This window comes from Serratia nematodiphila DZ0503SBS1, from assembly GCF_000738675.1.
GTDB classification, from domain to species: Bacteria; Pseudomonadota; Gammaproteobacteria; order Enterobacterales; family Enterobacteriaceae; genus Serratia; species Serratia nematodiphila.
This window is the reverse complement of the sequence record NZ_JPUX01000002.1, coordinates 24,797-48,191: the sequence shown is the minus strand read 5'-3', so window position 1 is coordinate 48,191 and position 23,395 is coordinate 24,797. Positions and strand designations below refer to the sequence as shown.

General features: G+C 61.7%; 19 protein-coding genes and 2 pseudogenes. 15 read left to right on the top strand and 6 right to left on the bottom strand.

Annotated features, from left to right (window positions below; genetic code table 11):
• The gene (gene moeA, locus JL05_RS20785) at nt 1-1,239 is read right to left on the bottom strand and encodes a molybdopterin molybdotransferase MoeA (RefSeq protein WP_021504288.1); all 1,239 of its coding nucleotides are present in this window, start codon (nt 1,237-1,239) and stop codon (nt 1-3) included.
• 157 nt (nt 1,240-1,396) lie between these two features.
• Here moeA and JL05_RS20780 point away from each other — a divergent pair, with 157 nt between their 5' ends.
• The 8 genes and pseudogenes from JL05_RS20780 (at nt 1,397) to JL05_RS20745 (ending at nt 9,226) form a co-directional block, all read left to right on the top strand.
• Nucleotides 1,397-1,933: a DUF924 family protein gene (locus tag JL05_RS20780; protein ID WP_004938999.1), complete on the top strand. Its 537-nt coding sequence runs from the start codon at nt 1,397-1,399 to the stop codon at nt 1,931-1,933.
• A gap of 358 nt (nt 1,934-2,291) precedes the next feature.
• Nucleotides 2,292-3,248: an isoaspartyl peptidase/L-asparaginase family protein gene (locus tag JL05_RS20775; protein ID WP_033633719.1), complete on the top strand. Its 957-nt coding sequence runs from the start codon at nt 2,292-2,294 to the stop codon at nt 3,246-3,248.
• Nucleotides 3,249-3,267: 19 nt separating this feature from the next.
• Nucleotides 3,268-5,142, top strand: a complete 1,875-nt coding sequence (locus JL05_RS20770) for a dipeptide ABC transporter ATP-binding protein (RefSeq protein ID WP_033633718.1) — start codon at nt 3,268-3,270, stop codon at nt 5,140-5,142.
• Between the two features lie 23 nt (nt 5,143-5,165).
• Entirely contained in the window at nt 5,166-6,701 is a 1,536-nt protein-coding gene (gsiB, locus tag JL05_RS20765) for a glutathione ABC transporter substrate-binding protein GsiB (protein WP_004938996.1), read from the top strand.
• 52 nt (nt 6,702-6,753) lie between these two features.
• Nucleotides 6,754-7,673 (top strand): annotated as a pseudogene (gsiC, locus tag JL05_RS20760) (glutathione ABC transporter permease GsiC).
• Between the two features lie 9 nt (nt 7,674-7,682).
• A complete protein-coding gene (gene gsiD / locus JL05_RS20755) occupies nt 7,683-8,591 on the top strand; it encodes a glutathione ABC transporter permease GsiD (RefSeq protein WP_015377211.1) in 909 nt (302 codons plus the stop codon).
• Between the two features lie 81 nt (nt 8,592-8,672).
• Nucleotides 8,673-8,915, top strand: coding sequence for a type II toxin-antitoxin system CcdA family antitoxin (locus JL05_RS20750; RefSeq protein WP_078061989.1), 243 nt, complete (start codon nt 8,673-8,675; stop codon nt 8,913-8,915).
• Between the two features lie 2 nt (nt 8,916-8,917).
• The gene (locus tag JL05_RS20745) at nt 8,918-9,226 is read left to right on the top strand and encodes a CcdB family protein (RefSeq protein WP_033633716.1); all 309 of its coding nucleotides are present in this window, start codon (nt 8,918-8,920) and stop codon (nt 9,224-9,226) included.
• A 36-nt stretch (nt 9,227-9,262) separates the two neighbouring features.
• On the opposite strand, the gene fghA is transcribed toward JL05_RS20745, so the two are convergent.
• Genes fghA through ptrR form a run of 3 tightly spaced genes read right to left on the bottom strand, consistent with a single transcriptional unit; the run spans nt 9,263 to nt 12,194 of the window.
• Nucleotides 9,263-10,105 carry an S-formylglutathione hydrolase gene (fghA, locus tag JL05_RS20740; RefSeq protein ID WP_015377214.1) on the bottom strand — a complete coding sequence of 281 codons (843 nt, stop codon included), beginning with the start codon at nt 10,103-10,105 and terminating at the stop codon, nt 9,263-9,265.
• Between the two features lie 14 nt (nt 10,106-10,119).
• The gene (locus tag JL05_RS20735) at nt 10,120-11,244 is read right to left on the bottom strand and encodes an S-(hydroxymethyl)glutathione dehydrogenase/class III alcohol dehydrogenase (protein WP_015377215.1); all 1,125 of its coding nucleotides are present in this window, start codon (nt 11,242-11,244) and stop codon (nt 10,120-10,122) included.
• Between the two features lie 29 nt (nt 11,245-11,273).
• Complete coding sequence (ptrR, locus tag JL05_RS20730; protein ID WP_004938975.1) at nt 11,274-12,194, bottom strand: putrescine utilization regulator PtrR; 921 nt, start codon at nt 12,192-12,194, stop codon at nt 11,274-11,276.
• Nucleotides 12,195-12,299: 105 nt separating this feature from the next.
• Between ptrR and JL05_RS20725 the strand changes: the two are divergent.
• The 7 genes and pseudogenes from JL05_RS20725 to mglC all read left to right on the top strand — a co-directional run bounded on the left by JL05_RS20725 (nt 12,300) and on the right by mglC (nt 20,669).
• Nucleotides 12,300-13,456 (top strand): annotated as a pseudogene (locus JL05_RS20725) (YbfB/YjiJ family MFS transporter).
• 244 nt (nt 13,457-13,700) lie between these two features.
• On the top strand, nt 13,701-14,366 hold the full coding sequence (gene folE, locus JL05_RS20720; protein ID WP_004938969.1) for a GTP cyclohydrolase I FolE: 666 nt from the start codon (nt 13,701-13,703) through the stop codon (nt 14,364-14,366).
• A 78-nt stretch (nt 14,367-14,444) separates the two neighbouring features.
• On the top strand, nt 14,445-15,617 hold the full coding sequence (gene yeiB / locus JL05_RS20715) for a DUF418 domain-containing protein YeiB (protein ID WP_033633715.1): 1,173 nt from the start codon (nt 14,445-14,447) through the stop codon (nt 15,615-15,617).
• A 127-nt stretch (nt 15,618-15,744) separates the two neighbouring features.
• Nucleotides 15,745-16,782, top strand: coding sequence for an HTH-type transcriptional regulator GalS (galS, locus tag JL05_RS20710; RefSeq protein ID WP_004938964.1), 1,038 nt, complete (start codon nt 15,745-15,747; stop codon nt 16,780-16,782).
• 264 nt (nt 16,783-17,046) lie between these two features.
• On the top strand, nt 17,047-18,039 hold the full coding sequence (gene mglB / locus JL05_RS20705; protein ID WP_004938962.1) for a galactose/glucose ABC transporter substrate-binding protein MglB: 993 nt from the start codon (nt 17,047-17,049) through the stop codon (nt 18,037-18,039).
• 99 nt (nt 18,040-18,138) lie between these two features.
• The gene (mglA, locus tag JL05_RS20700) at nt 18,139-19,647 is read left to right on the top strand and encodes a galactose/methyl galactoside ABC transporter ATP-binding protein MglA (RefSeq protein WP_004938959.1); all 1,509 of its coding nucleotides are present in this window, start codon (nt 18,139-18,141) and stop codon (nt 19,645-19,647) included.
• Nucleotides 19,648-19,658: 11 nt separating this feature from the next.
• A complete protein-coding gene (gene mglC / locus JL05_RS20695; RefSeq protein WP_004938953.1) occupies nt 19,659-20,669 on the top strand; it encodes a galactose/methyl galactoside ABC transporter permease MglC in 1,011 nt (336 codons plus the stop codon).
• Nucleotides 20,670-20,735: 66 nt separating this feature from the next.
• Here the strand turns inward: mglC and sanA are convergent, their stop codons facing one another.
• Together sanA and JL05_RS20685 are read right to left on the bottom strand one after the other, a co-directional pair.
• A complete protein-coding gene (sanA, locus tag JL05_RS20690; RefSeq protein ID WP_004938948.1) occupies nt 20,736-21,479 on the bottom strand; it encodes an outer membrane permeability protein SanA in 744 nt (247 codons plus the stop codon).
• 169 nt (nt 21,480-21,648) lie between these two features.
• Nucleotides 21,649-23,346, bottom strand: coding sequence for an NAD-dependent malic enzyme (locus JL05_RS20685; protein WP_004938945.1), 1,698 nt, complete (start codon nt 23,344-23,346; stop codon nt 21,649-21,651).
• Between the last annotated feature and the right edge of the window lie 49 nt (nt 23,347-23,395).

Below are 23,395 nucleotides of genomic sequence, written 5' to 3'. Positions count from 1 at the left end.
TCAGCTCCTCAGCAGGGCGTTGAACGGCTCGATCTCCACCGTTTCACCCGCCGCCACCGAACCGCGTTCGCGCTCCAGCACGATGAAACAGTTGCCCTGGCTGTAGGAGCTGAAGACGTGCGAGCCCTGGTGGCCGGTGGTGCTGACCTCCAGTTCGCCCGCGGCGTTGCTGCTGAACACGCCGCGCTGAAAATCGAGGCGCCCCGGCGATTTCTTCAGCGGCGTCAGCGCCCGCGCGCGCAGGCGCGGCGGCAGGCGCCAGTCGCTGTGGCCGGCCAGCTTCGCCAGCAGCGGTTGCACCAGCTGGTAGAAGGTCAGGGCGGCGGAAACCGGGTTGCCCGGCAGGCCGCAGAACCAGGCGTGGCCCAGTTTGCCGAAGGCGAACGGTTTGCCGGGTTTGATCGCCAGCTTCCAGAAGCTGACCTGGCCCAGTTCGTCGAGCATCTGTTTGGTGTAGTCGGCTTCGCCGACCGAGACGCCGCCGCTGCTGATCACCACATCGGCCTGGCTATCCGCTTGTTCGAAGGCGGCGCGCAGCGCATCGCGATCGTCGCGGATAATGCCGAGATCGAGCACGTCACAGCCCAGCTGCTCCAGCATCAGGCGCACCGCGAAACGATTGGTGTCGTAGATCTGGCCTGCCTGCAGCGGCTGGCCGACCGGCTGCAGTTCGTCGCCGGTGGAGAACACCGCGACCTTCAGCTTACGCATCACCTGCACTTCGGCGACCCCGAGCGAAGCCAGCAGCGGCAGCTGCGCGGCGCCCAGCCTCACGCCGGCCGGCAACACGCTGGCGCCTTGGCGAATGTCTTCACCCGCCAGACGGATATTCTGGCCGGCTTCTACCGGGGCGGTAAAACGCACGCCCTGGTCGCTCACTTCGGCCTGCTCTTGCATGACAACCGCTTCCGCCCCGGCCGGGATCGGCGCGCCGGTCATGATGCGCACGCAGCTGTTGGCTGGCCATTGGCCGTCGAACGGCGCGCCGGCGAAGGCTTTCCCGGCGATCGGCAATGGCGCATTGGCCGCCAGATCGGCGAGGCGTACCGCATAACCGTCCATCGCCGAGTTGGCGAATGGCGGCACGTCGAGCGGTGAGACCACCGGCGCGGCGGTGATGCGGCCGGCGGCGGCGGTCAGCGCGACGGATTCGGTTTGTTGCAGCGGTGCGATCTGCCCGAGCATTTTTTCCAGCGCTTGCTCCAGGGAGATGAGATCGGAAGTATGGCAATGATCCATAAGGGGAACTCCGTAATCAGGGTGCGCAATGATAGCGACAAAGTGCGGCTATTATGGCAGAGAACGCCGGGGGGGAGAACGGGTTATGCCCGCCATCTTTCGCACTGCGCCGGAAGCGCGAACGGGTATAAACTGCGTAAAACAGAGGAGGATCATGATGCATAAACAGGTTATCGAGTTCTGGTTCGACGAGATCGAACCGGTGATGTGGTTCAAAAAGGACGATGATTTCGATCGTCTGCTGCATAGCCGCTTCGGCGAAATCTGGCGGGCGGCGGCGGCGGGGGAACTGGCGCACTGGCGCGACACCATCGAAGGGCGCCTGGCGGAGGTGATCGTGCTCGATCAGTTCAGCCGCAACCTGTTTCGCGGCACGCCGCAGTCGTTCGCCTGCGACGGCATGGCGCTGGTCCTGGCGCAGGAGGCGATCCGCAGCGGCGAGTGCGAACGGCTGAGCCGTGAGCAGCGCGGCTTCCTTTATCTGCCGTTCATGCATTCGGAATCGCCGCTGATCCACCAGCAGGCGCTGGTGTTATATACCGAGCTTAATAACGGCGACCAGCTGGAGTTCGAGCTACGGCATAAGGCGATCATCGATCGTTTCGGCCGCTACCCGCATCGCAACGCAATATTGGGGCGCATCAGCACGCCGGAAGAAGAGGCCTTTTTACGGCAGCCCGGCTCGGGTTTTTAATCGTCGGATCATCTGCGCCCGGCCGGGGAAAAAACAGCAGGCCGGGCGCCACAATAAGCGTGACTCAGCGCGAACGTTTATTTCATTACGCCATGCCGCTATTTCCTCTCGCGAAATTACCAATAATCCCAGCCGCACTGTCAGCGGTTTGCCGCTTTTTATAACCTGCTGTTTTTATTCCAATAAGCTATTTCAAGGTGCGAAATGGTCTAAGCGCGCTACGCTAAAAGCGGGACGTGGACGTTATGCTGTACTTCCACTGTAGGACTAAATAGAGTCGAAAAAGACTGAATAATAATGATACCGCGCTCAGCTTATTCGCTGCGCAACGGCGGGATTAACACAGGGTGTCAGGCAAATGAGCAAACCAGTGATTGCCATTCATGGCGGCGCGGGCGCAATTACCCGGGCGGCGCTGAGTGCGGAAAAAGAACGGCAGTATATCCAGGCGCTGTCCGAGATCGTGGCCGCCGGGCAGGCGATATTGGCACAGGGCGGCAGCGCGCTGGACGCGGTGACCGAAGCGGTGCGGCTGCTCGAAGAGTGCCCGCTGTTCAACGCCGGTAAAGGCTCGGTGTTTACCCATCAGGGCACCCACGAGCTGGATGCCTGCGTGATGGACGGCCGCACCTGTGATGCCGGCGCCGTCGCCGGCGTCAGCCGCATCCGCAACCCGGTGCTGGCGGCGCGCGCGGTGCTGGAAAACAGCGAACACGTGCTGTTTACCGCCGAAGGCGCCGAGAAGTTTGCCGCCGCCCACGGCTTGGAAATGGTCGCCCCCGACTTCTTCTTTACTCAGGAACGCTTTGATCAGTTGCACCGCGCCCAGGCGGAGCAGGGGCGGGTATTGCTCGATCACGACGGCGCGGCGCAGGCCGCCGATCCGCTCGATCCCGATCGCAAATTCGGCACCGTCGGCGCGGTGGCGCTGGATGCGCTGGGCAACCTCGCCGCCGCCACTTCCACCGGCGGCATGACCAACAAGCAGGCCGGGCGGGTGGGCGACACGCCGATCATCGGCGCCGGTTGCTATGCCAATAACGCCACCGTGGCGGTCTCCAGCACCGGCACCGGCGAAATCTTCTTGCGCGGCGTGGCGGCCTATGACGTCTCCGCCCTGATCGAATACGGCGGGCTCAGCCTGCAAGAGGCCAGCGATCGGGTGGTGATGGAGAAGTTGCCGGCGCTGGGCGGCAGCGGCGGCATGATCGCCGTCGATCGCCACGGCAATATCGCGCTGCCGTTCAACAGCGAGGGGATGTACCGCGGTTTTGGCTATGTCGGCGATGCGCCGTCCGTCGGGATTTATCGCTAAGCGTTCACCGGGAGGGTGTATGACCGACGTTTCATTCCGGCCCGCCGGCGACGGGCTGCCATTGCCGCCGCAGCGGGTGCTGACGGTGCGCGATCTGAGCATCAGCTTTCCTCAAGCGGACGGCGCCGTAGAAGCGGTGCGCAACCTGTCGTTCGATCTCGATCGCGGCGAGACGCTGGCGATCGTCGGCGAGTCCGGCTCCGGCAAATCGGTCACTTCACTGGGGCTGATGCGTCTGGTGGAGCAGGGCGGCGGGCGCATCGTCGGCGGCGCCATGACGCTGCGCCGGCGCGACGGCGCGTTGCTCGATCTGGCGCGCGCCTCGCAGCACACGCTACGCACGGTGCGTGGCGCCGACATGGCAATGATCTTCCAGGAGCCGATGACCTCGCTCAACCCGGTATTTCCAGTCGGCGAGCAGATCGCCGAATCGCTGCGTTTGCATCAGGGCATGGACCACCGCAGCGCGCGCCAGGAGGCGCTGCGCATGCTCGATCTGGTGCGTATTCCGGAGGCTAAAGAGGTGTTGGGGCGCTACCCGCATCAGCTTTCCGGCGGTATGCGCCAGCGGGTGATGATCGCCATGGCGCTCTCCTGCAAGCCGGCGCTGTTGATCGCCGATGAGCCCACCACCGCCCTCGACGTCACCATTCAGGCGCAGATCCTGCAGCTGATCCGCGTGCTGCAACAGGAGATGCAGATGGGGGTGATCTTCATCACTCACGACATGGGCGTGGTGGCGGAGATCGCCGATCGGGTGTTGGTGATGCGCCGCGGTGAGCAGGTGGAACAAAATCGGGTGCGCGAGCTGTTCGCCGCACCGCAACAGGCCTATACCCGGGCGCTGCTGGCGGCGGTGCCGAAGCTGGGGGCGATGGCCGATCGGCCGCTGCCGGCGAAGTTTCCGCTGCCGGATGGCGAGGGCGATGCCGCGCCGCAGGATACCGTGCCGCCAGACGCCGCGCCGATCCTGCGGGTGGAGCATCTGGTCACGCGTTTTGATCTGCGCGGCGGGCTGTTCAATCGGGTCACTCGCCGGGTGCACGCGGTGGAAAACGTCAGTTTCGATCTTTACCCCGGCGAGACGCTGGGGCTGGTGGGCGAGTCCGGCTGCGGCAAGTCCACCACCGGGCGTTCTTTGCTGAAACTGGTGGACAGCCAGAGCGGCACCATCACCTTCGTCGGGCGGCGAATCGATCGGTTGAAGGGGCCGGCGCTGCAGCACCTGCGGCGCGATATTCAGTTCATCTTTCAAGATCCTTACGCCTCGCTCGATCCGCGCCTGACGGTCGGTTTTTCCATCATGGAGCCGCTGCTGGTGCACAACGTGATGCGCGGCCGGGAGGCGGAAAGGCGGGTGGCCTGGCTGTTGGAACGCGTCGGCCTGTTGCCGGAACACGCGCGCCGCTACCCGCACGAATTTTCCGGCGGCCAGCGCCAGCGTATCTGCATCGCACGCGCGTTGGCGTTGAACCCGAAAGTGGTGATCGCCGACGAGGCGGTTTCGGCGCTGGACGTGTCGATTCAGGCGCAGATCGTCAATCTGCTGCTCGATCTGCAGCGCGAGTTCGGCATCGCTTTTCTGTTCATTTCACACGACATGGCGGTGGTGGAGCGCATCAGCCACCGGGTGGCGGTGATGTACCTCGGGCAGATCGTGGAAATCGGCCCGCGGCAGGCGGTGTTCGACAACCCGCAGCACCCCTACACCCGCAAGCTGATGGCGGCGGTGCCGGTGGCCGATCCCGCTCACGCCCACAAACGGCAGCCGCTGCCGGCCGATGAGATCCCGAGCCCGGTGCGCGCGCTGGGCGATGAACCCGTTACCGCACCGCTGGTGCAGGTTGGCGCCGGACACTTTGTCGCCCGCCACCCGATCGCCGGTGCTTTTTAAACACCTCAGGAGAGACAAGCGACATGAAGCACACATTCAAACGCAATGCGCTGTTGGCCGCCGTACTGCTGGCGGCGGGAACCGGCCCGGTCTGGGCGGCGAAGGACGCGGTGATCGCCGTGGCGTCCAACTTCACCACCCTCGATCCCTACGACGCCAACGACACGCTGTCGCAGGCGGTGGCCAAGTCTTTCTATCAGGGGCTGTTCGGCTTCGACAAGGACATGAAGCTGGTGAACGTGCTGGCGGACAGCTATGAGGTCAGCAAAGACGGCTTGACCTATACCGTCAAACTGCGCCAGGGCATTAAATTCCACGACGGCACCGCGTTCAACGCCGAGGCGGTGAAGGTCAACCTCGACCGCGCCAGCAACCCGGACAGCCACCTCAAGCGCTACAACCTGTTCAAGATGATCGACAAAACCGAAGCGGTGGACGCCAATACGGTGAAAATCGTGCTGAAGGCGCCGTTCTCGGCGTTCGTCAACAATCTGGCGCACCCGGCGGCGGCGATCATCTCCCCGGCGGCGCTGAAGCAATACGGCAAGGAGATCGGTTTCCATCCGGTCGGCACCGGGCCGTATCAGTTCGTGACCTGGAACCAGACCGATTTCGTCAAGGTGAAGAAGTTCGACGGCTACTGGCAGCCGGGGCTGCCGAAGCTCGACAGCATCACCTGGCGCCCGGTGGTGGATAACAACACCCGCGCGGCGATGCTGCAGACCGGCGAGGCGACCTTCGCCTTCCCGATCCCTTACGAGCAGGCCAAAGTGCTGGAAGGCAACGCCAAGCTGGACGTGGTGGCCGCGCCGTCGATCCTGCAGCGTTACATCAGCATGAACGTTACCCAAAAGCCGTTCGACAACCCGAAGGTGCGCCAGGCGCTGAACTACGCGATTAACAAGGACGCGCTGATCAAGGTGGCGTTTGCCGGTTACGCGGTGCCGGCGGAAGGGCCGGTGCCGCCGGCGATCGATTTCGCCGCGCGCTATAAGCCGTGGCCGTACGATCCGGCCAAGGCGCGCGAGCTGTTGAAAGAGGCCGGTTACCCGAACGGCTTCACCACCACGCTGTGGTCGTCCCACAACCACAGCACCGCGCAGAAGGTGCTGCAGTTCACCCAACAGCAGCTGGCGCAGGTGGGGGTGAAAGTGACGGTGACGGCGATGGATGCCGGGCAGCGCGCGGCGCAGGTGGAGAGCGTCGGGGTGAAAGACACCGGCGTGCGGCTGTTCTACACCGGCTGGTCGGCCTCGACCGGGGAAGCGGACTGGGCGCTGTCGCCGCTGTTCTCCACCCAGGCGGCGCCGCCGAAGCAGTTCAACACCGCGTTCTACAGCAATCCGCAGGTGGACAAGGATCTGACCGACGCGCTGGCAACCACCGATCGCGCCGAGAAGCAGAAACTGTATCAGGACGCGCAGGATCGCATCTGGGCCGACGCGCCCTGGATCTTCCTGGCGACCGAACGCTTGCTGTCGGCCAACAGCAAACAGCTGAGCGGTTTCTACGTGATGCCGGATACCTCGTTCAACTTTGATAACGCCGATCTGAAATAAGGCGCCCATCCCCGCCTGCGGCCACGCGGCTGCGGGTGGGGGAAGGAATGAGATGCTCAATTATTTTCTGAAACGACTGCTGGGCCTGATCCCGACGCTGCTGATCGTAGCGGTGCTGGTGTTCCTGTTCGTCCACCTGCTGCCGGGCGATCCGGCGCGGCTGGCGGCGGGGCCGGAGGCCGACGAGGCGGTGGTGCAGCTGGTGCGCAAGGATTTGGGGCTGGATAAGCCGCTGCCGCAGCAGTTCGCGCACTTTTTCGTCAACGCGCTGCGGGGCGACTTCGGCATCTCGATGGTGTCCAAGCGCCCGGTGAGTGAAGAGATCGCCTCGCGCTTTCTGCCGACCTTCTGGCTGACCGTCACCAGCATGCTGTGGGCGGTGGCGTTCGGCCTGGCGATCGGCGTGGTGTCGGCGGTGTGGCGTAACCGTTGGCCGGATCGCCTCGGCATGACGCTGGCGGTGTCGGGGATCTCGTTCCCGGCCTTTGCGCTCGGCATGCTGTTGATGCAGGTGTTCTCGGTCGAGCTGGGGTGGCTGCCGACGGTGGGCGCCGACAGCTGGCGGCACTACATTCTGCCTTCGATCACTTTGGGGGCGGCGGTGGCGGCGGTGATGGCGCGTTTCACCCGCGCTTCGTTCGTCGAGGTGTTGCAGGAAGACTACATGCGCACCGCGCGCGCCAAGGGCGTGAGAGAAAGCGTGGTGGTGATGAAACACGGCCTGCGCAATGCGATGATCCCGGTGGTGACCATGATGGGGCTGCAGTTCGGCTTCCTGCTCGGCGGTTCGATCGTGGTGGAGAAGGTGTTCAACTGGCCGGGGCTGGGCGCTTGCTGGTGGACTCGGTGGAGATGCGCGATTACCCGGTGATCCAGGCCGAGGTGCTGCTGTTCTCGCTGGAGTTCATCCTGATCAACCTGCTGGTGGATATGCTGTACGCGGCGATCAATCCGGCGATTCGTTACCAATGAGGATGCGGCATGATTAAGCATTGGCGGCGCAGCGCCGCACTGAAGGCGATGCCGCTTATTGACCCCAACGCGGTACGCACGCCGTGGGGTGAGTTTTGGCGGCGTTTTCGCCGCCAGCGGGCGGCGCTGGTCGCCGGTCTGTTGGTGCTGCTGCTGATTGCGGCGGCGCTGCTGGCGCCTTATCTGGCACCGTTCGATGCGGAAAACTATTTCGATTACGATCGGCTGAACGAGGGGCCTTCGCTGATGCACTGGCTGGGGGTGGATTCCCTCGGGCGCGATATCTTCAGCCGCATCCTGATGGGCACGCGCATTTCGCTGGCGGCCGGGGTGTTCTCGGTGCTGGCGGGCGGGGCGATCGGCACCCTGCTGGGGCTGCTGGCCGGTTACTATGAAGGCTGGTGGGATCGCCTCACCATGCGCGTCTGCGACGTGCTGTTCGCGTTTCCCGGCATTCTGCTGGCGATCGGCGTGGTGGCGATCATGGGCAGCGGCATGGCCAACGTGATCGTCGCGGTGGCGATCTTCAGCATTCCGGCCTTTGCTCGCCTGGTGCGCGGCAACACGCTGGTGCTGAAGCACCTGACCTATATCGAGTCGGCGCGCAGCATCGGCGCCTCGGACTGGACCATCATTCTGCGGCATATTCTGCCGGGCACGTTGTCGTCGATCGTAGTCTATTTCACCCTGCGCATCGGCACCTCGATCATCACCGCCGCCAGCCTGTCGTTTTTGGGTCTGGGCGCCCAGCCGCCGACGCCGGAGTGGGGGGCGATGCTCAACGAAGCGCGCGCCGATATGGTGATCGCGCCGCACGTGGCGATCTTCCCCAGCCTGGCGATATTCATCACCGTGCTGGCGTTCAACCTGTTGGGGGACGGATTGCGCGACGCGCTGGATCCGAAGCTGAAGGGGTGAGGGTATCGCTGAATTGGCATACCCCTGTTTTACGAGTATAATTGATGAAAATTTGACCCGTGTATGTTACAGGGATGAGGAATGGATATGGCAAATAACAATGTGACGAAAAAGACAGTCAACGTAACCATCGATCGCGATCTTTTCCAGCGCGCAAAATCCCTGGGCGTCAATGTGTCATCCGTATTGACGGACGCATTGAGCGTTCGTGTCAGGGACATTGAGATTCAACAGTGGCGCGAGCAAAATCGTGCGGCGTTAGAAGAACTTAATCGTATCACTGAAGAAAATGGTTTGTTGTCTGATGAATATCGGACATTTTAAATATGCAGTTTACCGTATATGACAATACATATCCGGCATCAGCCTATCCCTACTTACTGGACGTTCAAAGCGATCTTATTGATGCCCTCTCGACCCGGTTAATGATCCCTCTTTATGCTTTGGATAACGTCAGGGTTAAAATTTCTGCACGCTTATGCCCGGAGATTGAGGTAAACGGCGAAAAGTTTCTCGTTATGACGCATGAGATGGCTGCCGTACGTATTTCACAGCTCGGGAAGGCCGTTGGTAATGCCAATGAGCACAGGAATCAAATTAAAGCTGCCATCGATTTTCTGATTGATGGCTTTTGAAGAAATCCGGGCGGTTTAACCGCCCGGATTTTTTTATCAGCGGAACAGGTGCTCGGCGTGGAAGCGCAGGTGATCTTCCACGAAGGTGGCGATGGTGAAGTAGCTGTGATCGTACCCCGGCTGAATGCGCAGCGTCAGCGGCCAGTCGCGCTGGCGCGCCAGTTCGGCCAGCCGCGCCGGCTGCAGCTGATCGGCCAGGAACTGGTCGTCGTCGCCCTGATCGATAAGGACCGGCATTTTCTCCGCGCCGCTGGCCAGCAGATGGCAGCTGTCGTACTGCAGCCACTGGCTTTCGTCGCTGCCCAGATAGGCGGTGAAGGCTTTGCGGCCCCACGGCACCTGGCACGGGTTGACGATCGGCGCGAAGGCCGATACCGAGCGGAAGCGCTGCGGATTGCGAAACGCCATCATCAGCGCGCCGTGGCCGCCCATCGAGTGGCCGAAGATCGACTGACGATCGCTGACGCTGAAGTGCTGTTCGATCAGCGCCGGCAGTTCGGCGCTGATGTAGTCGTACATGCGGAAGTGACGATCCCACGGCGCCTGGGTGGCGTTCAGGTAGAACCCGGCGCCCTGGCCCAGATCGTAGCCTTCGTCGTTCGGCACCTCGTCGCCGCGCGGGCTGGTGTCCGGCATCACCAGCACCAGGCCCAGCTCGGCGGCGATGCGCTGCGCGCCGGCTTTCAACGTGAAGTTCTCGTCGTTGCAGGTCAGCCCCGACAGCCAGTACAACACCGGCGGCGGGTTGTCATCGCGCGGCGGCGGCAGGTAGATGCTGAATGTCATGTTGCAATTCAGGCTCTGCGCCGCGTGGCGATAACGCTGTTGCCAGCCGCCGAACATGCGGTGCTCTTCGAGAAGTTCCAATGACAACGTCATCTCTGCCTCCTGGCTTATTGGTCGAAGTGGATGACGGAACGGATCGATTTGCCTTCGTGCATCAAATCGAACGCTTCGTTGATCTGCTCCAGCCCCATGGTGTGGGTGATAAAGTCGTTCAGCGCGAATTCGCCGTCCAGATAGCGCTCGACGATGCCCGGCAGCTGCGAACGGCCCTTGACGCCGCCGAATGCCGAACCGCGCCAGACGCGGCCGGTGACCAGCTGGAACGGCCGGGTCGAGATCTCTTCGCCGGCGCCCGCGACGCCGATGATCACCGATTCACCCCAGCCCTTGTGGCAGCACTCCAGCGCGGAACGCATCACGTTGACGTTGCCGATGCACTCGAAGGAGAAGTCGACGCCGCCGTCGGTTAGCTCGACGATCACTTCCTGAATCGGTTTGTCATAGTCTTTCGGGTTGATCAGATCGGTAGCGCCAAGTTTGCGCGCCAGATCGAACTTGCTGGTGTTGATGTCGATGCCGATGATGCGGCCCGCGCCGGCCATCTGCGCGCCGATGATCGCCGACAGGCCGATGCCACCCAGACCGAAGATCGCCACGGTGTCGCCCGGCTGCACTTTGGCGGTGTTGATCACCGCGCCCATGCCGGTAGTGACGCCGCAGCCCAGCAGGCACACTTCCTCCAACGGCGCTTCCTTGTTGATTTTCGCCAGTGAAATTTCCGGCACCACGGTGTATTCGGAGAAGGTGGAGGTGCCCATGTAGTGGAAGATCGGTTTGCCGTCCTTGAAGAAGCGGGTGGTGCCGTCCGGCATCAGGCCTTTGCCCTGAGTGGCGCGGATCGCCTGGCACAGGTTGGTCTTGCCGGATTTACAGAATTTGCACTCGCCGCACTCCGGGGTGTAGAGCGGGATCACGTGGTCGCCGACCGCCACGCTGGTGACGCCTTCACCGACCGCTTCCACCACGCCGCCGCCCTCATGGCCGAGGATCGCCGGGAACACGCCTTCCGGATCTTTGCCGGACAGGGTGTAGGCGTCGGTATGGCAGACGCCGGTAGCGACGATCCGCACCAGCACTTCGCCTTTTTGCGGTGGCATCAGATCGACTTCCTCAATCTTCAGCGGCTGGTTCGGGCCCCAGGCAACGGCGGCGCGGGTTTTGATCATCTCCATCATAGTCTCCTCAGTGGTTTTCTTTTAAATCAGGCGATATCGCTAACGTCTGATAAATCGTTGGGGGTGCTTTCATCAACAGCGGCGGTTTCCGTCTGTTCAATAATCAATTCTTTCAGCGCGCGCACGTTCGGCCCGAACGCGTCGCGGCGCCACAGCAGCCAGGTGGCGGTGTCGGCCACGTCCGGCGGCAGAGTGTGAACCCGAACCCGCTCATGGCCCGGCAGCAGGCTGAGCACCGAATGCGGGATCATCGCCAGCCCGGCGCCGCTGGCGACGCAGGCCAGCATGGCGTGATAGGACTGGATCTCCATGATCTGCCCCGGCCGTGCGCCTTCGCGCTTGAACCAGGCCTCCAGCCGCAGGCGGTAGGAGCAGCTGGCGCGAAAGGCGAACAGCGTCTCGCCGTTGGCGTCTTTGGCGCTGTGGATCGGCGCGTGATCGAGACAGGAGATCACCACCATATGTTCAGGATAGGCGATACAGCCGTTCAACTCGTCATAAGGCACCGGGCCGTCGACCAGCGCCGCCGCCAGCGTGCCGGCGCGCACCCGATCGGCGATTTCGCCGGAGGTGCCGGTGGTCAGCGACAGAGACACCTGCGAGAAGCGCTGGTGGTAAGCCGCCAGCAGCGAGGGCAGGCGGGTGGCGGCGGTGCTCTCCATCGAGCCGAGAGCGAAGTTGCCCGCCGGTTCGCCGGCATGGGTGATGCTCATCGCCTCGTCGCTCAGCGCCAGGATGCGGTTGGCGTAGCACAGAAAGTTATGGCCCATCGGCGACAGGCGCAGGCGCTGTTTTTCGCGGATAAACAGATCGGCGCCCAGCTCCTGCTCGAGCTGGCGCAGCCGGGTGGTCAGATTCGACGGCACGCGGTGCAGCTGCTCGGCGGCGCGGGCGACCGAGCCGGTTTCCGCTACGCAGCAGAACATGCGAAGCTGGGTCAGATCCATAATGTTCTCGTTTCGTGATGAACTTGATTAGTATTATTCAGTTTTTGTGAGTTTAATACTGCGGCATGATACTGGCAACTTTCTTTTAACCTTTTGGATGCCGATATGGCTTTACGTATTGCCTTGAGCGGGTTTGCCGCGCTGATCGTGGCGATGGGCATTGGCCGCTTCGCTTTCACCCCTCAGGTGCCGCTGATGATCGCGGAACATCAGTTCAGCCTGACCGGTGCCGGGCTGGTGGCGGCGATCAACTATTTGGGCTACCTGTGCGGCGCCTACGACGCGATGCGCGCTACGCGCCACGTCGAGCGGCGTCTGTGGCTGGGCGTATGGGGCGCGATGGCGCTGACGCTACTGTCGGCGCTGGCGCAGGATGAATGGACCCACGGCGCGCTGCGCTTCGTCATCGGCTGGGCCAGCGGCTGGGCGATGGTGCTGGTGGCGGCCTGGACCAACGAGCGGTTGGCGCACTACGGCCGGCCGGCGCTGAGCGCGGCGGTGTTCGCCGGGCCGGGCGCCGGCATCTTCCTCAGCGGCATGCTGGCGGTGGGCATCAACGCGCTGGGGCTGACGGCGGCGCAGGCCTGGTTGGTGTATGGCGGGCTGGCGCTGGTGCTGGTCGGGGGATTAGCGCCTTTCTGCCGCGCAGCGGCGAGCTGCATCGCCCGGACGTGGCTCCGGAGCCGCTGCTGCTGACGCCGGCGCTCAAACGCCTGGTGTGGAGCTACAGCCTGGCCGGCTTCGGCTATATCCTGCCGGCGACCTTTTTGTCGCAGATGGCGGCGGCGCGTTTTCCCGCCAGCCTGTTCGCACAGTTCGTCTGGCCGGTGTTCGGCGGTGCGGCGGTGCTGGGGATTGTCATCGGCATTCTGACCCGCCATCGGCTGACCACCCAGACCCGGCTGGCGATCACGCTGTGGATACAGGCGCTCGGCGTACTGAGCGCCGAAGTGGTGCCGGGCGTGGCCGGCCTGGCGCTCGGGGCGTTGCTGACCGGCGGCGGTTTCCTCTGCGTGGTGCAGCTTGCTCTTCAGCACGGGCGTGAGCTGGCGCCGCGTCATGCGCGTTACATGGCCGGATTGCTGACCACCGGTTATGCGATCGGCCAACTGGTCGGGCCGATGCTGTCGGCGCTGTCGACCGCCTTGACCCATCGGCTGGAGCCGGCGCTGTATGTGGCGGTGGCGGCGCTGTTGGCGGCCGGAGGGCTGGTGGTGAATACCCCGGCGCGGCGGTTGGCGCAAAAAACGGCGACTCGGTGATTAAAATCCATACAAAACGCATGGAAACCCGCAGCCGGCCTGATTGTGCTAAATGCGAATATTTCACCTGCGGATGAAGCACTATCGCTGGATAATCGCCGCGCTCTCATCTACAGTGGGGGCAAAATCTTGACCGGGTTCACGTTATCCACCACGAAAACTCTGCCGTCACGAGAGCAAGCAATTCGCCGGCCGCACGCCCTATCAGGCCGCCGGCGGGTTCCGTCCGCAGGAGAACAAATACATGACATCATTAAGTAAAGAAGCCGCGCTGGTGCATGCGGCACTGGAAGAGCGTGGTCTGGAGACACCGCTGCGCGGGGAAGTGCTGGATCGCGAAACGCGCAAGCGTCGCATCAAAGAGCACATGACCGAAATCATGCAGCTGCTGAATCTCGATCTGTCCGATGACAGCCTGGCGGAAACGCCGCATCGCATCGCCAAAATGTATGTCGACGAGATCTTCTCCGGGCTGGACTACGCCAACTTCCCGAAAATCACCGTCATCGAGAACAAGATGAAGGTGGATGAGATGGTGACGGTGCGCGATATCACGCTGACCAGCACCTGTGAACACCACTTCGTGACCATCGACGGCAAGGCTACCGTGGCCTATATCCCGAAAGACTCGGTGATCGGCCTGTCGAAGATCAACCGCATCGTGCAGTTCTTCTCCCAGCGTCCGCAGGTGCAAGAGCGCCTGACCCAGCAGATCCTGGTGGCGCTGCAGACCCTACTCGGCACCAATAACGTGGCGGTATCGATCGATGCGGTCCATTATTGTGTCAAGGCGCGCGGTATCCGCGACGCGACCAGCGCCACCACCACTACCTCGCTGGGGGGGCTGTTCAAGTCCAGCCAGAATACCCGCCAGGAGTTCCTGCGTGCGGTGCGTCATCACCAGGGGTGATGGCGTTGCGGGGCGACCCGCAAGACGACAACAGGCGCCTGCGGGCGCCTTTTTCATGAGCGGAAGCAGCGATAAAAAATGAACAGTCATCCTCTGCCGCGCATTGCCACGCTGGACTGCGTGCGCGGCATCGCCATCCTCGGCATTTTATTGCTGAACATCAGCGCCTTCGGCTTGCCGAAGGCCGCCTACCTCAATCCGGCCTATCTGGGGATGCCGTCATCGCGCGATGCCTGGACCTGGGCGCTGCTGGATATCTTCGCCCAGGCCAAGTTCCTGGCGATGTTCGCGCTGCTGTTCGGCGCCGGGCTGCAAATGCTGCTGCGGCGCGGCAAAAGCTGGATCCGCGCGCGGCTGTCGTGGCTGGTGTTGTTCGGCCTCGCGCACGCCATCTTCCTGTGGGACGGTGACATTCTGCTGGCCTACGGGCTGATCGGCCTGGTGTGCTGGCGCATGATCCGCGAGGCCAAAGACACCTACCAGCTGCTGAAAACCGGCGTCGTGCTGTACCTGATTGGCGTGGCGGTGCTGCTGCTGCTCGGTTTTGTCTCGCACGGTGAGCCGGGCAGCTTCTGGCAGCCGGGCGTGGCGGAGTTGCAGTACGAGAAGTTTTGGAAGCTGCAGGGCGGTTTCGAAGCCTGGCGCAGCCGCGCCGATCTGCTCTCGTCCAGCCTGCTGGCCATCGGCGCGCAGTATGGCTGGGAGCTGGCGGGGCTGATGCTGTTCGGCGCCGGGCTGATGCGCAGCGGCTGGCTGCGCGGCAGCTATTCCTCCGGCTATTACCTGCGGCAGGCGGCGTGGCTGCTGCCGCTTTCGGTGCTGATCCAACTGCCGGCGGTGGCGCTGCAATGGCAGGTACACTGGGACTATCGCTGGAGCGGTTTCCTGCTGCAGGTGCCGCGCGAGCTGGGCGCGCCGCTGCAGGCGATGGGCTATCTGGCGCTGTGTTACGGTTTCTGGCCCGCGCTGTCGCGCCTGCGCATCGCCCGCTGGCTGAGCCAGGTGGGGCGTATGGCGTTAAGCAACTACCTGCTGCAAACGCTGATCTGCACCACGCTGTTTTATCGCTTTGGCCTCTATGAGCAGTTTGACCGGCTGCAGCTGCTGGCGTTTGTGCCGCTGGTCTGGTTGGTCAACCTGGTCTTTTCCGCACTGTGGCTGCGTTACTTCGAACAGGGGCCGATGGAATGGCTGTGGCGCAAATTGACGCAGATGGCCGCCGGCGAAGCGGAATCCAAAGCGCTGAAGTGAGCGCCCGTCGGCAGGTTAAAAAAATGTATGTAAACGTTTTCTTTCCTGTGACGTAATTCACGCAGAGCAGCGGGCCAATCGGGGTAGGATAGCGCCACCGGCCACTACCCCGATTTCAGGATCTCGCATGCCTCCAGTTCATCCGATCACCATTCGCGACGTGGCGAAACGCGCCGGGGTCTCCGTGGCGACCGTCTCCCGCGTGCTGAACCACAGCGCGCTGACCAGCAAAGAGACGCGCGAGCAGGTGCTGCAGGCGGTGGCGGATCTGGGCTATCGCCCCAATGCCAACGCGCAGGCGTTGGCGACCCAAAGCAGCGATACGTTGGGCGTGGTGGTGATGGACGTCTCCGATCCGTTCTTCGGCGCGCTGGTGAAAGCGGTAGACACGGTGGCGCAGAAACACCACAAGTATCTGCTGATCGGCAACAGCTATCATCAGGCGGACAAAGAGCGCCACGCGATCGAAGTGCTGATCCGCCAGCGCTGTAACGCCCTGATTGTTCACGCCAAAGCCCTGAGCGACGCCGAGCTGATCGGTTTTCTGGAGCAGGTGCCGGGCATGGTGCTGATCAACCGGATTATCCCCGGCTATGAGCCGCGCTGCGTCGGGCTGGATAACGTCTGCGGCGCAGAAATGGCGATGCGTCTTTTGCTGTCGCAGGGCCACCGGCGCATCGGCTATTTGGGCTCCAATCACCCGATCGAAGACGGGCCGCTGCGCCAGCAGGGCTATGCGCAGGCGATGGCCGCCGCCGGGCTGGCCACGCCCGACAACTGGCGTGCCTACGGTTCGCCGGATCTGCAGGGCGGCGAGGCGGCGATGGTCGAGCTGCTGGGGCGCAACTTACAGCTGAGCGCGGTGTTCGCCTACAACGACGCTATGGCCGCCGGCGCTATGGCGGTGTTGAAAGAAAACGGTATCACGGTGCCGCAGCATTTCTCGCTGATCGGCTTCGACGACATTCCCATCGCGCGTTATACCAGCCCCAAACTCACCACGGTGCGCTACCCGATCGTCTCGATGGCCACGCTGGCGACCGAGCTGGCATTGCAGGGCGCAGCAGGCCTGGCGGAGCCGCAGGCCGCTCACCTGTTCATGCCGACGCTGGTGCGGCGCCATTCTGTCGCCCCCTGGCAAAGTGAGGCGACGGTCACTCTCTGACGATTTAATCTTGTGTAACCGTTTTCAATCTGTGAGAAAATTCACAGAATATTAACATCGCGCCGTCTATGCTCTAGGCGTTTTCCGGCGCAAAGGCCCTTGCCGCTGCAACCTTTATCTCGCGCTGACACAGCATTTCTCGGAAATAACAAGATCCACGGACGACAGGTGTTGAGTGGAAATCGCCAGGCCTGGGGTGTACGCACTGCCGGTGACCATTGGCTCAAAGACGAGTAATACCCTACACAGAACCGGAGACTGACAATGAATAAGAAGGTTTTCACCCTGGCCGCCATGGCCGCTGCCATGATGTTTGGCGCCGCAGCCCATGCTGATACCCGTATTGGCGTCACGATTTACAAATACGACGACAACTTCATGTCGGTGGTGCGTAAGGCGATCGAGAAAGACGCCAAGGCTTCACCGGACGTTACCCTGCTGATGAATGATTCGCAGAACGACCAGTCCAAGCAGAACGATCAGATCGACGTGCTGCTGGCCAAGGGCGTGAAAGCGCTGGCGATCAACCTGGTCGACCCGGCCGCGGCGCCGGTGGTTATCGATAAGGCGCGCGCAAACGATATCCCGGTGGTGTTCTACAACAAAGAACCTTCCCGCAAGGCGCTGGACAGCTATGACAAGGCATATTACGTCGGCACCGACTCCAAAGAATCCGGCGTGATCCAGGGCGAACTGATCGCCAAACACTGGCAAGCCAACCCGGCCTGGGATCTGAATAAAGACGGCCAGATCCAGTTCGTGCTGCTGAAGGGCGAGCCGGGCCACCCGGATGCCGAAGCGCGCACCACCTACGTGGTGAAAACGCTGAACGAAAAAGGCATCAAGACCCAGCAGCTGCAGATGGATACCGCGATGTGGGATACCGCGCAGGCGAAAGACAAGATGGATGCCTGGCTCTCCGGCCCGAACGCCAACAAGATCGAAGTGGTGATCGCCAACAACGACGCCATGGCGATGGGCGCGGTGGAAGCGCTGAAAGCGCACAACAAGACCAGTATTCCGGTGTTCGGCGTCGATGCGCTGCCTGAAGCGCTGGCGCTGGTGAAATCCGGCGCGATGGCGGGCACGGTGCTGAACGACGCCGACAACCAGGCGAAGGCCACCTTCGAGCTGGCGAAAAACCTGGCGGCGGGCAAGCCGGCCACCGAAGGCACCCAATATAAAATCGAAAATAAAGTCGTGCGTATTCCTTACGTCGGCGTAGATAAAGACAACCTGTCTCAGTTTGTTAAATAAGAATTGAGATCCCGCTAAGACCCCGCCTGCGGCGCCAACACCAGGGATACCGCCGGCGGGGATGTTTACGACTGCAAGATCGTTAAGCCAGGTGTATTTATGGCCGATAGCTCACGCGAATTTTTGCTGGAAATGACGGATATCTGTAAGTCATTTCCCGGCGTCAAAGCCTTGGACAATGTCAATTTACGCGTCCGTCCGCACTCGATTCACGCCCTGATGGGGGAGAATGGCGCGGGGAAATCGACGTTGTTGAAATGCCTGTTCGGCATTTACAAAAAAGACAGCGGCAGCATTGTATTTCAGGGCCGGGAAATCGATTTCAAGAGCTCGAAGGAAGCGCTGGAACACGGCGTTTCGATGGTGCATCAGGAGCTGAACCTGGTGCTGCAACGCACCGTGATGGACAACATGTGGCTGGGGCGCTACCCGACCAAAGGCCTGTTCGTCGATCAGGACAAGATGTTCAAAGACACTCAGGCGATCTTCGACGAGCTGGATATTGACATCAACCCGCGCGAAAAGGTGGGCAACCTGTCGGTGTCGCAGATGCAGATGATCGAGATTGCCAAGGCGTTTTCCTACGACGCCAAGATCGTCATCATGGATGAACCGACCTCTTCGCTGACGGAGAAAGAGGTCAATCACCTGTTCACCATCATCCGCAAGCTGAAAGAGCGCGGCTGCGGCATCGTCTATATCTCGCACAAGATGGAAGAGATCTTCCAGCTGTGCGACGAGATAACGGTGCTGCGCGACGGCCAGTGGATCGCCACCCAGCCGCTGGAAGGGCTGGATATGGACAAGATCATCGCCATGATGGTCGGCCGCTCGCTGAGCCAGCGTTTCCCCGACAGGCAGAACACGCCGGGTGAGGTGATCCTCGAGGTGAAGAACCTGACATCGCTGCGCCAGCCTTCGATCCGCGATGTTTCCTTCGATTTGCATCAGGGCGAGATCCTCGGCATCGCCGGGCTGGTGGGCGCCAAGCGCACCGATATCGTCGAGACGCTGTTCGGCATTCGTGAAAAGGTGGCGGGCACCATCAAGCTGCACGGCAAGGCGATCGACAACCACAGCGCCAACGAAGCGATCAACCACGGCTTTGCGCTGGTGACCGAAGAGCGGCGATCCACCGGGATTTACGCCTACCTCGACGTGGGTTTCAACTCGCTGATCTCCAATATCCGCAATTATAAAAACAAGCTCGGCCTGCTGGATAACGCGCGGATGAAGAGCGACACCCAATGGGTGATCGACGCCATGCGGGTGAAAACGCCGGGGCATCACACCCATATCGGCTCGCTGTCCGGCGGCAATCAGCAGAAGGTGATCATCGGCCGTTGGCTGCTGACGCAGCCGGAGATCCTGATGCTGGATGAACCGACGCGCGGCATCGACGTGGGTGCCAAGTTCGAGATCTATCAGCTGATGACCGAGCTGGCGAAGAAGGGCAAGGGGATCATTATCGTCTCGTCCGAAATGCCGGAGCTGTTGGGGATCACCGACCGTATTTTGGTGATGAGCAATGGTCAGGTTGCGGGCATCGTTAACACCAAACAGACCTCGCAAAATGAAATCTTACGTCTCGCCTCCCTGCACCTTTAAGGATCGGAATTATGAACGCGCTAAATAAAAAAACCTTATTTACCTATTTCAAGGAAGGCGGCATTTACGTGGTGTTGCTGGTGCTGTTGGCTATCATCATCATTCAGGACCCGACTTTCCTCAGCCTGATGAACCTGAGCAATATCCTGACGCAGTCTTCGGTGCGCATCATCATCGCGCTGGGCGTGGCGGGGCTGATCGTCACCCAGGGCACCGACCTGTCCGCCGGGCGGCAGGTGGGGTTGGCGGCGGTGGTGGCGGCCACGCTGCTGCAATCGATGGATAACGTCAACAAGGTGTTCCCGCACATGGAAACCTGGTCGATTCCCCTGGTCATCCTGCTGGTATGTGCGGTCGGCGCGGTGATCGGCCTGGTTAACGGCCTGATTATCGCCTATCTCAACGTGACGCCGTTCATCACCACCTTGGGCACCATGATCATCGTCTACGGCATCAACTCGCTGTATTACGATTCGGTCGGCGCGTCGCCGGTCGCGGGCTTTGATCCGAAGTTTTCCACCTTTGCCCAAGGCTTCTTGCGCTTCGGCGATTTTAAGCTGTCGTATATTACCTTCTACGCGCTGATTGCCATCATTTTCGTCTGGATCCTGTGGACCAAGACCCGCTTCGGCAAGAACATCTTCGCCATCGGCGGCAACCCGGAAGCGGCCAAGGTCTCCGGCGTCAACGTGCCGCTGAACCTGATCATGATCTATGCGCTGTCCGGCGTGTTCTACGCCTTCGGCGGCCTGCTGGAAGCGGGGCGTATCGGCAGCGCCACCAATAACCTTGGCTTTATGTATGAGCTGGACGCCATCGCCGCCTGCGTGGTGGGGGGCGTATCCTTCGCCGGCGGCGTGGGTACGGTGTGGGGCGTGGTGACAGGGGTGATCATCTTTACCGTCATCAACTACGGCCTGACCTATATCGGCATCAACCCGTACTGGCAGTACATCATCAAGGGCAGCATCATCATCTTCGCCGTGGCGCTGGACTCGTTGAAATACGCCAAGAAGAAGTAGAGCTACCGCAGCACAGACGACAAGGCCGGCAAAATATGCCGGCCTTTCTTTTTGGGGCATTACCTGTCAGGGCTGTTTGGCTTTCTGCTTCTCTTCTTTCAGCTTGTGCTCCAGCTCAACCAACTGTTCCGGCGAGACGGCGGGATAGCCCTGGGCGTCTTCCGGCACGGTGTGCATGGCGGAGATCGGGATCAGCGGGCCGAGGAAGCGCGGCTCGCGCTTGAGGATGTACAGATCGGTCAGCGCGCCCAGACGGGCGAAGATCTCGCGGGCGCGCACCGTCATCATGTCTTTCGGCGACGGCACCGCGTAACACTGCGCCTGAATGCCCATGTGCAGGGCGATGAACAGTGCGCGCTCGCAGTGGAAGCGCTGGGTGATGATGATGAAATCGTTGGTGTCGAACACCTTGCGGGTGCGCACGATGGAATCCAGGGTGCGGAAGCCGGCGTAATCCAGCACGATATCGCTCGGCGCCACGCCGGCGGCGATCAGATCGCGCCGCATGGTCATCGGTTCGTTATAGCTTTGCTGGGCGTTGTCGCCGCTCAGCAGCAGGTATTTCACCTTGCCGCTGTTATAGGCGTTGATCGCTCCCTGAATGCGGTAACGGTAATACTGGTTGATCACGCCGGTGCGGTAATACTTGGCGGTGCCGAGCACCACGCCGACCTGGCGATGCGGCAATTCCTGCAGTTCGTCGTAGACGTAAGGCGCGGTTTTCCAACTGATCCAGCGATCGAGCGCAATAGCCGAACCCATCAACACCGCAATGATGATGAACAGGCTGATGATCAGGCGTTTCCACATGTTGTTGCCTTACGCGCGCCGGGCTGAAAAAGATGGATCAAGGCTACTTTACCTGACCGACCGACGCAAGACGCGAACCGCCTGAAGCACGCGCGCCGCCGCATTTTTCGGCGGTTTTGCCGCACAAAAAAGCCCGGCGGAGCCGGGCTGGGTCATTTCAGCTCACCATTCAGAACGAGGTGCGCTTGTAGCTGCGGTACTGCGGCCGCCAGAAGTTGTGCTCGATGGCTTTCGACAGCGCATCTTCGGAGGTGACGATCGCCACGCCCTGCAGCTGGGCGGCTTTACCCACTTCCATGGCGATGCACTTCGACACGCCCTGAATATCGTCGATATTCGGCAGCAGCGCGCCGTGGCCGTCGGTAGCCAGCGGCGAACAGTCCGCTAGTGCGCGGCTGGCGGCCATCAGCATGGCGTCGGTGACGCGAGTGGCGCCGGAGGCCAGCACGCCCAGACCGATCCCCGGGAAGATGTAGGAGTTATTGCACTGGGCGATCGGGTACAGCTGCTCTTTGTAGCTTACCGGCGCGAACGGGCTGCCGGTCGCCACCAGGGCGGCGCCGTCGGTCCAGTTGATGATGTCTTCCGGGCGGGCTTCCACGCGCGAGGTCGGGTTGGACAGCGGCATCACGATAGGGCGTTCGCAGTGCTTGTGCATCTCGCGGATCAGCTCTTCGGTAAACAGCCCCGGCTGGCCGGACACGCCGATCAGAATGGTCGGCTTGGCGTTGCGCACCACGTCCAGCAGCGAGATGGCGTCGCTGGCGGTTTCCCAGCCGGCCAGGTTGTCGCTCTTCTGCACCAGCTTGCTCTGGAAATCGAGCAGGTTCGGCAGTTTGTCGGTCAGCAGGCCGAAACGGTCGACCATGAACACGCGGGCGCGCGCTTCGTCTTCGCTCAACCCTTCGGACTTCATCTGCGCGATGATCTGCTCGGCGATGCCGCAGCCCGCGGAACCGGCGCCGAGGAAGGTGACGGTTTGATCGCGCAGCTGGCTGCCGGCTGCGCGGCTGGCGGCGATCAGGCTGCCGAGGGTGACCGCGGCGGTGCCCTGGATGTCGTCGTTAAAGCAGCAGATCTCGTCGCGGTAGCGGTTCAGCAGCGGGGTGGCGTTGTTCTGCGCGAAGTCTTCGAACTGCAGCAGCACGTTCGGCCAGCGGCGTTTGACCGCCTGAATAAACTCTTCGACGAAGGCGTGGTACTCCTCGCCGGAGATGCGTGGATGGCGCCAGCCCATGTACAGCGGATCGTTGAGGCGCTGCGGGTTGTTGGTGCCGACGTCCAGTACCACCGGCAGGGTGTAGGCCGGGCTGATGCCGCCGCAGGCGGTGTACAGCGACAGCTTGCCAATTGGAATCCCCATGCCGCCGATGCCCTGATCGCCCAGGCCGAGAATGCGCTCGCCGTCGGTGACCACGATCACCTTGACGTTCTGCTTGGTGGCGTTTTGCAGCATGTCATCGATGCGATCGCGGTTCGGGTAGGAGATGAACAGCCCGCGCGCGCGGCGGTAGATATCGGAGAAGTGTTCGCAGGCCTCGCCGACGGTCGGGGTGTAGATGATCGGCATCATCTCACTCAGGTGTGAGTCCAGCAGGCGATAGAACAGGGTTTCGTTGGTGTCCTGGATGTTGCGCAGATAGATATGCTTATCGTTATCGTTCTTGAAATCCTGATACTGACGGTAGGCGCGTTCCACCTGTTCTTCGATGGTCTCCACCGCTTCCGGCAGCAGGCCGTGCAGGTTGAAGTGGCTACGTTCTTCCTCGGTGAAAGCGCTGCCTTTGTTCAGCAGCGGAAATTCCAGCAGAATCGGGCCGGCGTAAGGGATATAGAGCGGGCGTTTGCTTTCGTATTCTAGTTCCATCAGTTTTACTCTTCACGTATCAGATAACTTTATTGCCGACGATCCTAAG